Consider the following 12885-nt stretch of genomic DNA (forward strand, 5'->3'; position numbering starts at 1 on the left):
AATTTACACAGGGCGGCAACACCTGCATCCAAAGCTTCCTGACGTCCCTCCGCGATCACATCCATAGAAGGGGCCAAAGGATTGCTGTCGCAGGCGGTGATAAAAATTGAGTGGGGAATACTTTCCGGATGGGGTACACGACTGAGCGGGCGCGTACGCAAGGCGGTCCAAAGCCCCGATTCCAGCATAAGGGCGCAGACCTCTTCCCGAGACAACGAAGAAACAGGAGCGCCGGTGAAAGCGGAAAAGGACTGATAGTCATCGGGACCGAGATTGCCGGCTATTTCCTCGGCACTCAGGTCAATCTCAACCGATTGGAGCGCTCTTCGTTCACCGCGGTTGACTGCCCTCACGGTTCCCGCGCCGGGAGACGTATACAAGACCCCCTCCACTTTTTTGTCTTCAAAGAGCGCCTGACCCCGCTTAACGAGGTCTCCCGGTTGAACCAATATGCGCGATTTCAAGCCCATGTAATCCAAGGCTATGACAGCGATTCGGTCAACGGCTTTGGTCGTTATCTCTTGTCGGGGCGCTCCACTGATGGGGAGCGTCAATCCCTTTCGGATTTGGTGATTGCCCATGGCTGTGATCCACATCCTCCTAGTATTTATGGCAACGTATCGAACGATGTTATCATCAGAATATGGTCGGGAAAAACGGGCATATCAACCGTCTTTCACATGCCCATTTTTATATAACTACCGGTAATTATAACACGCGATTATGCCAACTTCAATAAATTAACAAGGTAAATAAAACGTGCACAATGGCGCTTCAATGCCAATTTGCCGATATAGCCCTACACATGAATTTGGATGAAGCATAATACAGGTATCATAACGAAAACCGGGTGAAATAAGAAAACTTTTTATAAGCTGTGCAGGGCTAAACAAAAAATCCCTCCTGAATATTCAGGAGGGATCCTTTGCACACGTTATAAAAGTCGATGCTTAGGCACCTGGCACGGGAATGGGGCCAACGGGATAGGCTTTTTCAAAATCGAGATCCTCAGGAACTAGGCTCAAATCGGAATTCAAGGCTTCGTCCCAAGTAACTTTCTTACCCGTGTAAGCGGACATGCGGCCCATGATCGCTGTCAAGGTACTTTCAGCGGTCTGAACACCTTGGTTGATATATTCACGTTCCCCGCGGATACTCTTCAGCAGGGCGATGTGTTCATTGACATAGGGATCGGACTTGTCGCTGGCGGCGTCGCGGCAATTGCTTTTGCCCTTCGTGCCGATAACCAGTTCAGAGACTTCGTTCTGACTATTGTTCCAGTGACGGGACATGCTGAACATGCGCACACCGCTGGCGTATTCATAATCGCAGGAGAAGTTGTCCCAAATATCGCCATATTTTTCTTCGCTCGGTTTCCAAGCACGGCCGCCGGAGGAGACTACACTGGCCGGATGCTCATCTAAGATCCAATTAATAACGTCCAGATTATGCACGTGTTGTTCGACGATGTTGTCGCCGCAGGTCCAGATGTAGTTGTACCAGTTGCGGAAGCGATATTCGAGATCGGAATATTACGGTTCACGCTCGTTACAGAAGGGAAGCGATCAATTCCAGTAGGCACGGGCTACGAGAATGTCGCCCACAGAACCATCTTGAATTTGCTTCACCGTTTCCATGTAGGAGGTTTGATAACGGCGCTGAGGACCGGTGACAATGGACAGACCTTTGGCTTCCGCTGCTTTCGCGGCAGCGATGCATTGGCGAATGCCAACGGGATCAACGGCAAAGGGCTTTTCAATAAAAGCGTGTTTACCGGCAGCCACAATCGCTTCCATGTGTCTAGGACGCGCATAGGGCGGCGTGGCATGAATCACGATGTCCACGTCGGTGGCAAGCAGTTTTTCGTAAGCGTCCAGCCCGAAAAAGCACAGGTCATCTTGAATGTCAATCTTAGGTTGTACTTTCGGATGTTGGTTGCCGCGAAGATCATTGCGGCGTGCGACAAGCTTGTCTTCGAAAACATCCGCCATGGCAACGAATTTAACATTGTCATTGCCCATCAGGCAATTCACAACAGCGCCGCCGCCGCGGCCGCCGCAACCGATAAGACCGATCTTGAGGGTGTCCACATTGTCTTGGGCAATTCCGGATTTGCTGGAAAGAATCGCAAATCCCGCAGCAACCGCTGATGCTTTGGCAAAATCACGCCGTGACATGCCGCTTGAAGTAGATCGTTTGTTCATGTTTCAGAACCTCTCTGTTGGGGGTTAATTTACGCCGTTCAAAGCAAAGACGATTTCTAAGAACACGACCATGCTCCGAGACGACAAATTATGACATTCCGGCTTCCAAATCCGGCGTAACAGTTAGCATAACAGAAACAGGATAAAAAAATCACACTTCATGAGGGTGGGATAAATTTTAAATACCGTCTTCTCACGAAAAAACTCCGACCGAAGTACTGTGATGAAGTCTTTTCCCGAAATTACCAAACGGAGTATTCTTCCAACCAAGTTTTGAAATCTTTTTCTTTACATCGTTTGAAAACACTTGCTTCTTTCTCTCGTTCTACGATAACAAGGTTTTCTATGGCGAATTCATTTACTAAAGAAACAGATTGCGTGGAGACCACCACTTGCATCCGCTGAGAGGCGGAGCACAGTAATGCGCCTAATAGCGTAATTGCGTAAGGGGGCAATCCCAGTTCCGGTTCATCAATGACAATTGCCGACGGAGGATTGGGTTGAAGCAATTCTTCTTTTGTTGGTAATTTTCTTGGTATAAGATGAAAATCATTAAAGCGTTTCTAGCCTCTTCGCAACGCCCACGCATAGTTGTCCTGAGAAAGGTTGTAGACCAAGAAAAAAAAATCTGGGCAAGGTCAAATTAGGATGCAGAATACAGGCAGGCACTTACATGTTCGGGGGCGCCGCTTTTTGCCAGCAGCAGCAGACGCATGGTTTCGCTGAGCAGTTCTTCTGCAGAAGGGGGGCGCTCTGCTTCTTGACTGGTGATGATGCCAAAACTAAGCCCTTTGGAGATGACGCCGTTGTTTTTCAGAGGCAATACCTCACTCATGGCGCGACGGATTTTATTGGCATAGACAATGGCATTAGGGAGGCAGGTATGGGGTAATACAGCGGCGAATTGGGTATCATCATAGCGCGCGAGGATATCAGAGGTTCGCGAACTGTTGCGCAAGGCAATGGCCATTTCAAGGAGAAGATCGGCAGTCTTATCCTCGCTCTGTTCTACCTCTTTGCTAAAACCATCCAGATCAAAGAGTAGACTCGAGAGCGGATAATGGTAGCGGCAGGCTTTTTCGGCTTCCTCCTGAAGCCGCTCCATTAAAAACTTGCGGTTACGCAGTCCCGTGAGTCTATCGGTATAAACGGGGTCTGTGATCAAAAAGGGACCGGACACCAAGCCGGAAATATTTTGGCGGGTTCGCAGCGCGGCTTCCACCTGAATCATAACTGAAGCCAGCGTGTAAGGCTTGAAAACATAATCCACGGCGCCAAGCTCGTAGCCCAGCTTCACATCTTCTGAAGAGCCGAGACCGGAAACAAAAATAACAGGAATATCACGAGTGCGCAGATTTGCTTTCAGCTGACGGCACACCTCGTGCCCGTCAATATCCGGCAATTTAATATCAAGGAGGACAAGATCAACTTTTTGTGTTTGGCAGATCCGGAGACCTTCTTCACCTGAATGAGCAGGTACTACTTGGTATCCAAAATATTCCAGCCCTTCACACAAAGTGGATAAAGCATCTTTGCAATCATCCACTACACAGACCTTTAACGAGTGCACAACACGCATCCTTTCGCAGCAGGGCCGCAATCACACCTACGCCCCGTCGTCTATATTACAGTTATTTTCCTCTGAAGCATCCATACAACAGATTTGGTTGCAGGATAAAATAGTCTCATTTCGTTTTCTTATACTCAATTATACCTTAGAAAGCTATAAGAAGGGGGAGTAAATTCAAATTGATCGAATTTGCAGAGCTAAGGCAAACTTTCGGTGTTTACATTTTTGATGGAAGACGTCTTATACTATTTCATTCAATACATCATTTCGTCTCTTCTTGTGTCGAGTGCGGCGCCTTAACAATTAAAAAGAAATATATAAGAAAGGAACTCCTAATGTATACCATAAACGAAGTGCTGGGTCTGCCCTATCTATCCTTGGCAGCCTTGCCCACCCCTGCGGATGAATCGGCAAGCTTTGCCAAGCGCCATGGTATCGGATCCTTTTTCGTCAAAAGAGATGATCAGACCCATGACGATTACGGCGGGAATAAAATACGGAAGCTTGGCTTTCTTCTGGCCCATGCTCAAAGCGCCGGCTATAAGAGTGTCATAACATTTGGCGGTGCCGGATCCAACCACGCCTTGGCAACGGCAACTTACGCAGGGGCCTTGGGTATGGAAGCTCTGCTGGTGCTGGGACCCCAATACAACAGTTATCATGTTCGCGACAACCTGCTCACACTCCTTAAATCGGGAGCAGCACTATTTCCTTGTGATTGGAAGGAAACCGCCCAAACAGCAGCCGCTGCGATTCACAACACTTGGGCACGACAAGGGAAAGCGCCCTACCTCATACCTTCCGGAGGATCCAGTCCTTTGGGAACCATGGGCTATGTCAATGCAGCGTTGGAACTGGGCCGTCAAGTTGAAGAAGGATTGTTGCCGGAACCGGATCTTCTTTATGTGGCCTCGGGAACGATGGGCACGGCGGTGGGTCTGGCACTCGGACTGCGTGCCGCGAACATGAAGACCCGTGTTGTGGCGATCCGTGTGACCACGCCGCCCTATTCCGATTATGAGCGGGCCGGTAAATTGTTTGCTGTCACTAACCAATGGCTGCATCATCAAAATAAGGCATTCCCTTTATTTTGCTGGGACGAATGTCAGTTTACTCTACGCGATGAATTCTTCGGCGGTGAATATGCCTTGTTTACGCAGGAAAGCGTAGATGCAGTTCAACAGGCACGTGATCAATTGAACTTACAATTGGAAGGAACCTATACGGGCAAAACCATGGCCGCTGTCATTGCCGATGGCGCTGCAGGAAAACTGACACAATCCAAGGTCTTGTTCTGGAATACCTACGCCGGCGATGATACGGCAACCGCCGTATCGGCACGGAAGGAAGACTGGCGCGCCTTGCCCTTGCCTTTGCAGCGCTATTTCACCGAGCCCGTACAGCCTTTGGATCAACGCTGATCCTATAAGCATTGGGGCGAAGATCGCGACCTTTGCAAATCTTCGCCCCAAAAGAAGCTACGACCGGAACCAAGGATTACGACACCTTCACCGGGATGCGGCTTTTTTTCGCCTCAGCTGTTTTGGGCAGTGTCACCCGAAGCACACCTTGTTTGTAGGTGGCATGTACCGCTTCACGATCCACCGCTGCAGGCAAGGGAATGCTTCTGCTAAAGCTTCCATACTGCGATTCACGGATCACGTAGCTGCCTTTCTTGTCTTCCTTTTCAGTCTTCTTCTCGCCGCGCAATAGGAGCCGGTCCTGTTCGATTTCAAGATTGAAATCGTCCTTTTCCAAGCCTGGCAATTCCGCGGTTACAAGAATTTCATTTTCTTGATCTACAACGTTCACTGCGGGATAACCGGATTCTTTCCACAAGAGGGTCGAAGCGGGGTCGAACAGCGTTCCTGTTTCGATCAAGGAAGAGGGCATCCAAGGGCTCAAGAACCGCGTTAACCGATCGCTCAGATCTTGTACGCTTGTTCTCAAAGAGAGATTCGTTTGTTCTTTCATGGATTTATCTCCTTTCTTTTCAACACACCGCTCAGGCTGCCGCAACTGTTAGGAGGCTACGGAAACCTCAATTTTGCGGCGTTGCTGTTCTTTAACTTTGTGCAGATGGATGGTTAACATGCCATATTTCATTTCCGCTGAAATTCCTGCCTGGTCCACCGCCTCGCTCAACTGGAACTGGCGATAGAAGGGGCGCAAGTTAAATTCACGGCTGCTCAAAGAATCGTTTAGGTGATGGCTTGCGTTTGCCTTCAGGGTCAACACATTTTTTTCTACGTTTACATCAACGTCTTCTTTTTTGACGCCCGGCAAATCGGCGACAACCACCAGTCCTGTTTCGGTTTCAAAAATATCTACCGGAGGTACCAGTACGCGGGTGTCTTCACGGGTTTCCGGCACGTTGCTATCTACAGTAGCGGGTACGGTTGTTTCTTTCATGATATTCAATTCCTTTCCTGTATTATTGTTAATTTTAGCTCACCGTTACGGCGATTTGTTTCGGCTTCGCCGCCGCATGTTTCGGCAGCGTCAGCAACAGAAGGCCGTTCTTGTATTCGGCAACAACCTGATCGCTGTCCACTTCCGCGGGCAATTGAATTACCCGTGTAAAACGGCCTGCGCCTCGTTCGTTGCGATGGTAGGCATCTTGTTTGATATCCGGGTTGATCTCGGCTTTTTCACCTTCCAGACGAAGTTGGTCGCGCTGCACCGTTACACCGATGCTGTCAGGGTTCAATCCCGGAGCCAACGCTTCAATGTGGATCGTATCGGAATCTTCACGCATATTGATCAGCGGATAACTGCGCGCAGAGACGCCCGGCAAAAAAGCGGAACGGGCATAGCGCAGGCGCGGCGCGGCTGCTTGTTCAAAGAGGCGATCAATGTCGCGACGAATTAAATCTAAACCTGCAAAAGGCTCCCAAAAATATCTTGTCATGATAAGTAACTCCTTTCAGTTTGTCTTTCGTTTTGCGTAATCTTTTTTCGGCCTGCTGTGGCTTCTTTTTCCATTCGCTTGATATTAAGCAAAGGTGATGCCAAAAGGAGTCTGTACCCTTAATAATCAGTTAAATTATTGATGCAACGTATATTAAAGAACAGGACTCTTAACAAAGCAGAAAATACCTTCCTTTTTCATCCAATATTCTGTTGCAAAAAAGAACACGTGTTCTGTTATGAAACGATGCAATACGAGTCTAAAGGATCTGAAAAAGGAAAGGAGACAGGTTGGGGGGAATGGACGCGTTGGTGTATATTCTTCACTTCTGCAGAGCGCAGGAAAAGCCTCGTATGGGGGCTGTGCCCAACAAAGAGCACACTTCAGGAAAACAGCTTAGCGATCGGTGAAAAGATTTAGTCATGCAAAAACCGCCACGAAAAACAAATCGGGTATCCGGGAAAGCCCCTTTGAGATCTTCCTCTTTTTCAAAACAAAAGGAGCCCATTATAAAAGAATGTTGGAAGCCGGGTACTATGCTTTTCCCGGTCCCCGCTGTCATGATCAGTTCTGTAGACAGTGCGGGAAAACCCAACATTTGCACGGTCGCTTGGGCAGGAACCATTTGTTCTGACCCGCCCATGGTCTCTATCTCTTTGCGTCCGGAGCGTTATTCCTATGAGTTGATTAAGGCCTCGCGCGAATTTGTCATCAACATTCCGTCGGTAGATGAAATTCGCGCCACCGATTACTGTGGTGTTGTGTCAGGGCGCAAAGAAGACAAATTCGCCAAGACCGGCCTTAGTCCCGCTCCGGCATCGGTCATTGATACGCCCATCATATTGGAGTGCCCGGTCAATCTTGAATGCAAAGTCAAAAAGACCATAGCCTTGGGCACCCACACATTATTTATGGCGCGCATCGTTGCCGTACAAGTGCATCAGCATTTATTGACCGCATCGGGGCGCTTAGCCATTGAAAATGCGGGCTTAGCCGCTTATGCTCATGGCGGCTACTATGAGCTTGGCAAGAAGCTGGGCTTTTTTGGCTATTCCGTCCAGAAAAAGAAAAAAGCCGGCGCCAAAAAGAGAAGATGAAAGCTGATCGTTGAGAAACGGATGTCCCCGGGGCAAGACGCAATTCTTTTCCCGAGTTTTTCGACGGCGCAGTGATTATTGCTCCCGAATCGTTAACGCCAAGGCATCGGTAATCAGAGGTTCCGCGCCGGGTTCCACCCAACACCACGATTCATCGTTGTAGCCTTCTGCGGTTCCGATGGCACTGGGGACATAGCCGGGCGCGCACTCACCAAATCCTGCTGTCAGCACGGTCGCATCGGGGCTCATCCCCTGCGCGGTGATTTGATATTGCACAAAGGTTTCTCCGGGCATGACCAGAAATTTCGCTTTGCCAAAATCCGCCACAGGCACATCAATAGCCTGTCCCGCCTCCACCCGTTTACGATAGCTCAGCGCCATGGCGGCGAGGTTTCGGATGAAGGGCTTCAATGAATCATCCGCCACCGTTGCTTTGGCATCGGCTTCGCCGTAGCCGCCGAAACTTTTCGGCTCCAAGTGCAACGGCGCCACACGGAAGTTTACCTCTTCCAAGGGATAACGCTCCGTTTGTGCCCATGCCAAACGCATGCCTTGACAGAGTTTCTCCGCCAGTACGGGGCGGTTATTAGGATCACCGTCGTTGAATTTGCCTGCTGTTGTATCGCCGCTGCAGCCCGTGAAATAGATTTGGAATACATCGGGTTCTTCTGCCTGACGGCAAGCACGCGCCATGCCCACGAAATCAGCGGACACGCCGCCCTTGCCGTAATAACTCATGGGATGGGTGGAATAGGCGCTTAGGGCGGCCAGCGCTTTGTCACCATTCCAAAAGCTGAGCGTTTTCACAAAGGGATCGATGATTCCTTCCGGCTCCGCTTGCAGGGCGGGATCTTTCGTAGCGCTTCCCCGCCCATAGGTGATTTTACCATCCGGCAAAACGACGCGCCGATTGGAAGTGACGCCCTCCACCGCCGCCACGCCCACCCCGTAATGCGTGACGGGCTGCGGAGATTTCAAGGCTTCCTTTAACGCGGCCACACTTCGATTCACACATTCTTTGGCGAAGGGAACATCGCAGATAGATTTTTCCAAACCCACCTCATCCAAGATACGCTGCGCCTCATAATCTACTACCGGCGCATCGTGCTGATGTACGCTGGAGAGAAGCACCCGTTCCGGTACGGTGTGGGCTGCTTCTGCCAGTGCACTGCGCCAATGGTCGTAGGCGTCGTTGCGTATTTCGCACCAATCGACCGCCACAAATAGCAGGGGTTGTTCCGGCCCCAACAGTACCATGACGTGCACAAACAAGGGATCCACAATTTCGGTGGCAGGCGATACGCCGCCGCCCATGCACGCATGTCCTAAGGGAATGGTCACCTCTTCACGAAATACCGCAAGTTCATAGGGAGTGGACAGCATACACATAGCCGTTAGAAGTGTGGGCAGTAACATAAGTTTTCTTTCTATGGTTTCTCAAATCTTATACGCGTCATTGAGAGGGGAACCGCTTCTTGTCGCGTTTAGATCCTTATTTTATTCGGTTGTCTTCCACAGTCTTAGCAAAACCTTCAATGGTGTTATTCTCAAGGATGTTTTCGCCGCTATCCGCTCCGAAACGGATTCCCACACGTTGTGCCGGGTCGCGGGTCTCAATCAAGACATTGTTTCTGAGCGTGTTTCCTGCAGTGACGCCTTGGAAATCAACGGCGGCGCCTCCCTCACCACCGGAATCGACAACGCGGTTGTTTTCCACGAGATTGCCCGTTGCGGTGAAACCTTCGCCCCGCTCCGGGCGGAAGAGAATACCGGTTTGACCGCTGTTAATAATCTCATTGTTGCGGACAAAGTTCTCGTTGTCCCGGTGTCCGATAGAAATGCCGCAATTGCTGCTGTTAAGGATTTTATTGTTTTCAGCTACGCTGTATTGCACACCCCAGCAGAAGAAAATGCCGATACCGTTGCCGTCAAACACATTGTTCCGGATCATGGTCCGTTGCGACCCGGAGCCGGGGTGCATGCCCAAATTGGTGTTGTTCGTTATTTCACAGGATTCTACCAATACATCATGGCAAATCTGCCAGCTTAAGGCATCCCCGTTATAGTTGCGTGCAATAAGGTTGCGCATCGTAATATTGCTGCAATCCTGCGCCCACACGCAACCTGCGTAGTTACCGTCCAAATAACCGTTATTGTCCCTGTTTCCGTCGAGGCACATATTTTCCACCGAAGTATCTACCGCATCCTCCATCATCACGATTGGGAAGAGCGTGGAGACGGTTGTGTTGCTAATTTTCCAGGTGTTCTGGCGCAAGGAGCGATCTAGTTTAAAGCGATTGCCGCTCCGCGCGATGAGCCGGCGTTTAATCACGATGGGTCCCTTATTGTCGGGATTTGTTGCTTGGAGACAAACGGCATCGCCTACTTCAAAGCCTGTAGCATCAACCAGGGTAATCTCTTGATCGAACCAATCCGAGTCCTCCAAGCGCGCCGACTCTGCCGACGCTTCTTTCATCAATATCGTGTCGGGACCGCTGCCTATTAAACGGGTATGGTCGTAGAGTCGGAGCGGTGCGCGGAGCCGATACAGGCCAGGCAGCACTTTCACCGTGCCGCCGCCTTGGCGTGCCACATATTCCGCTGCCGCTTGGAGTGCTTTATCCGTTTCTCCGATAATGTCGGCATTTGCCGCGCCCACGGTAACGCTGAGCTTTTCTTCCCAATCCGGCTCTACGACCGTATCACCTGAGGTGGCACGGGGCCGTGTGATCATGGGAAATTCGCCGGCAAGTGCGCTTCCCGCCACCAGACCTGACGCCAGATGGAGCCATCCGCGGCGCGTCAATGAAGTGTTCAACTTTTTACGGTTACGAGTCATTTTGCTTTCCCTTTCCTAACGAAATAAAAACAGGCCGGGGTCTTTTTTTGCAGCTCATTCAAAAGCATACTAACACAAGCCCAAGAATTAAGACAATTGATTTTTAACGCACTCTGCTTCGTTTATCGCCCCTCAAAAAGCAGGGGCGTTGATCAAAGAAAAGACGCTGAAAAAATCAGACACCGCAGGTTCAAACCCGAATTGCAACCCTTTCCTGAAAAAAGACTTCGGCAGGAGTTCTGTAATGAAGTGGGAAAGCGAGCCTAGAAACAGGATTAAAAATCAGTGTGTGCTAGTTGGGTAAGAGGGTTGGTGATCCTGTGCGTTGCGGGCGGAGATGTTTCCTTCTAATGGACGCGATGGACAGGATGGACCGGATGGACCGGATGGACACGATGGATGCGATGGACGCGATGGACAGGAGACGCACAAAGCCTTCCGGTGTAGGGGCGCGATTTATCGCGTCCGAGGTGTTGTATCGCTAAGACGCTGCGTTAAGCGCGCTGGATTGAGTAGCCACGTTGGACGCCAAAGAAACCTTGAGTTTGCAATGAAGCGGTGGCGGAGGGTCTTGGGCGCGATAAATCTCGCACATACAGGCGTTGCGTCGAAGCGTGCGGGCGGGGTGTTGCGGAGCCCAGGAGCACGGCCTTGGATTAATGACCGCGCCGCCTCCGCCGCCACCGGATTCTTCGCTGCGTTCAGAATGACGTGGAAAAGCGAGCCTAGAAACAGAGTTGAGAACCGGCGTTCTCATCCACATCTCCGGACTCACCGCCGCCTGTCCGTGTGCCTTTGTCTGCTAAATCGAAAAAGACTCAAAATAGTTCAGGCCCTAAAGATATAATCAGATCAACAGGGCGGCCCCTATAGACGCCAGCGCCTGCCGCCGGGTCTTGGATAATAACGCTACCAGCAGTAACCATGTTGTTGTGCTGCCCGTCTACCTCGCCAACAACCAATCCGGCATCCTTGATCGAGCTTTTTGCATCCGCTAGGACTTTACCCGCCACGTCAGGCACAGATACAGGGCTGTAATATTCATAGGCGCCCATATCGATACCTGCTTCTTGGGGTCGAGGCACTCCATCAATATCCGTTGATGGAATATCTTCTCCGTCAGATGTGCCCACATCAATGCAGGGCGAAGTGGAGCGCAGGCTGTAATCGCCCGCCGAGGGATTTACAAAGTCGGGATCGCCGACAATATTCCCCGATCCGTCATAAGCAGTGCTAAGACAAGAATAGCTCACGCTTGTTTCGTCTGCGTCATTTGGATAATTACCCCAGAGGATGCAGTTGGTCGCCGTGCCGTCAAGCATCCCGCCGCCGGAGGAGGCCCTATTGCCGGTGAAGGTACAGTTGGTCGCCGTGCCGTCACACATCCCGCCGCCGCCGCCGCCCTCAGCCTTATTGCCGGTGAAGCTACAGTTGGTCGCCGTGCCTTCATACATCCCGCCGCCAGTGGTGGCCGTATTGTCACTGAAGCTACAGTGGATCGCCATGCCCTCATACATTCCGCCGCCATAGACAGCCGTATTGCCGGTGAAGGTACAGTTGGCCGCCGTGCCGGAAGACATCCCGCCGCCGGATTCAGCCTTTCCATTTTGCAAGGTGAAGCCGTCTATGAAGCAACCGCTGTTTGAAGTCACACAGCGCCGTTCTCCCTCACCGTCAATGACAGTGGGGTTGGTTTTCCAATTACGTTGGTCGCGATCGCTTTCCGTACCTGCAAAACCGCCCAGCATGACGGTTCCCGTATTTAATCGGACCACATTATCTCCGGAAGCGGAGGTGTAAATACCCTTGGCGACCCAGATTTCGCCTCCGTATCCCGTCTTGTCCGCCGCCGCCTGGAGGGTGGGGTAGGCAGTCGCCCAACTCAGCCCGTCCGGATTGACAGCGGCGGAGGCGCAGTCGACCCGTAGTAGTACCGGCGGTTCAACGGCGTCATTATCGTCTTGAGGAATATGCTCATAGGCTCCCATGTCTAGTACCGCGCCTTGGGGACGACTGCGGCCCAGTATATCCGCAGCGGGCGCACCGTCGGAGGTGCCCGTATTTATGCAGGGCGAAGTGGAGCGCAGACGGAAATCTCCCGCCGAGGGATTTACAAAGTCGGGATTGCCGACAATATTGCCCGTTCCGTCATAGGCAGTGCTAAGACAGGAATAGCTCACGCTTGTTTGGTATGCGGCATTTGGGAGTTCGAACACGTCATTTGGAGAATTGCCCCAGAGGATGCAGTTGGTCGCCGTGCCGAC

13 protein-coding genes are annotated in these 12885 nt (G+C 51.1%); 2 read left to right on the forward strand and 11 right to left on the reverse strand.

The annotated features are described in order from the left end of the window. The 5 genes from GX117_00020 to GX117_00040 form a co-directional block, all read right to left on the reverse strand. A partial coding sequence (locus GX117_00020; GenBank protein ID NLO31729.1) for an NADH:ubiquinone reductase (Na(+)-transporting) subunit A occupies nucleotides 1-581 on the reverse strand: 581 nt, incomplete at its 3' end. Between the two features lie 369 nt (nucleotides 582-950). Continuing rightward, nucleotides 951-1454: a hypothetical protein gene (locus GX117_00025; protein ID NLO31730.1), complete on the reverse strand. Its 504-nt coding sequence runs from the start codon at nucleotides 1452-1454 to the stop codon at nucleotides 951-953. A gap of 111 nt (nucleotides 1455-1565) precedes the next feature. Continuing rightward, a complete protein-coding gene (locus GX117_00030) occupies nucleotides 1566-2204 on the reverse strand; it encodes a Gfo/Idh/MocA family oxidoreductase (GenBank protein ID NLO31731.1) in 639 nt (212 codons plus the stop codon). A gap of 242 nt (nucleotides 2205-2446) precedes the next feature. Then, entirely contained in the window at nucleotides 2447-2743 is a 297-nt protein-coding gene (locus GX117_00035) for an AAA family ATPase (protein ID NLO31732.1), read from the reverse strand. A 104-nt stretch (nucleotides 2744-2847) separates the two neighbouring features. Beyond that, complete coding sequence (locus GX117_00040) at nucleotides 2848-3774, reverse strand: response regulator (protein ID NLO31733.1); 927 nt, start codon at nucleotides 3772-3774, stop codon at nucleotides 2848-2850. Between the two features lie 335 nt (nucleotides 3775-4109). Between GX117_00040 and GX117_00045 the strand changes: the two genes are divergently transcribed. After that, on the forward strand, nucleotides 4110-5195 hold the full coding sequence (locus GX117_00045; protein NLO31734.1) for a pyridoxal-phosphate dependent enzyme: 1086 nt from the start codon (nucleotides 4110-4112) through the stop codon (nucleotides 5193-5195). Nucleotides 5196-5271: 76 nt separating this feature from the next. On the opposite strand, the gene GX117_00050 is transcribed toward GX117_00045, so the two are convergent. The 3 genes from GX117_00050 to GX117_00060 are packed head-to-tail and all read right to left on the reverse strand — an operon-like array spanning nucleotide 5272 to nucleotide 6685. After that, nucleotides 5272-5748: an Hsp20/alpha crystallin family protein gene (locus GX117_00050; GenBank protein NLO31735.1), complete on the reverse strand. Its 477-nt coding sequence runs from the start codon at nucleotides 5746-5748 to the stop codon at nucleotides 5272-5274. 48 nt (nucleotides 5749-5796) lie between these two features. Next, nucleotides 5797-6186, reverse strand: a complete 390-nt coding sequence (locus tag GX117_00055; protein NLO31736.1) for an Hsp20/alpha crystallin family protein — start codon at nucleotides 6184-6186, stop codon at nucleotides 5797-5799. 34 nt (nucleotides 6187-6220) lie between these two features. Continuing rightward, nucleotides 6221-6685, reverse strand: a complete 465-nt coding sequence (locus tag GX117_00060) for an Hsp20/alpha crystallin family protein (GenBank protein NLO31737.1) — start codon at nucleotides 6683-6685, stop codon at nucleotides 6221-6223. Between the two features lie 506 nt (nucleotides 6686-7191). Here GX117_00060 and GX117_00065 point away from each other — a divergent pair. Next, complete coding sequence (locus GX117_00065) at nucleotides 7192-7782, forward strand: flavin reductase family protein (GenBank protein NLO31738.1); 591 nt, start codon at nucleotides 7192-7194, stop codon at nucleotides 7780-7782. A 75-nt stretch (nucleotides 7783-7857) separates the two neighbouring features. Here GX117_00065 and GX117_00070 read toward each other — a convergent pair whose 3' ends face one another. From GX117_00070 to GX117_00080, 3 genes are all read right to left on the reverse strand, one after another. Then, entirely contained in the window at nucleotides 7858-9198 is a 1341-nt protein-coding gene (locus GX117_00070) for a hypothetical protein (protein NLO31739.1), read from the reverse strand. A gap of 76 nt (nucleotides 9199-9274) precedes the next feature. Continuing rightward, entirely contained in the window at nucleotides 9275-10621 is a 1347-nt protein-coding gene (locus tag GX117_00075) for a hypothetical protein (protein ID NLO31740.1), read from the reverse strand. Nucleotides 10622-11439: 818 nt separating this feature from the next. Next, a partial coding sequence (locus GX117_00080) for a PASTA domain-containing protein (protein NLO31741.1) occupies nucleotides 11440-12885 on the reverse strand: 1446 nt, incomplete at its 5' end.

Source organism: Candidatus Hydrogenedentota bacterium, from assembly GCA_012523015.1.
GTDB lineage: Bacteria > Hydrogenedentota > Hydrogenedentia > Hydrogenedentales > CAITNO01 > JAAYBJ01.

Coding starts and splice junctions, on each gene's coding strand:
- GX117_00030 (NLO31731.1), bottom strand. CDS start 2,204: ATGAACAAACGATCTACTTCAAGCGGCATGTCACGGCGTGATTTTGCC.
- GX117_00045 (NLO31734.1), top strand. CDS start 4,110: ATGTATACCATAAACGAAGTGCTGGGTCTGCCCTATCTATCCTTGGCA.
- GX117_00050 (NLO31735.1), bottom strand. CDS start 5,748: ATGAAAGAACAAACGAATCTCTCTTTGAGAACAAGCGTACAAGATCTG.
- GX117_00055 (NLO31736.1), bottom strand. CDS start 6,186: ATGAAAGAAACAACCGTACCCGCTACTGTAGATAGCAACGTGCCGGAA.
- GX117_00060 (NLO31737.1), bottom strand. CDS start 6,685: ATGACAAGATATTTTTGGGAGCCTTTTGCAGGTTTAGATTTAATTCGT.
- GX117_00070 (NLO31739.1), bottom strand. CDS start 9,198: ATGTTACTGCCCACACTTCTAACGGCTATGTGTATGCTGTCCACTCCC.
- GX117_00075 (NLO31740.1), bottom strand. CDS start 10,621: ATGACTCGTAACCGTAAAAAGTTGAACACTTCATTGACGCGCCGCGGA.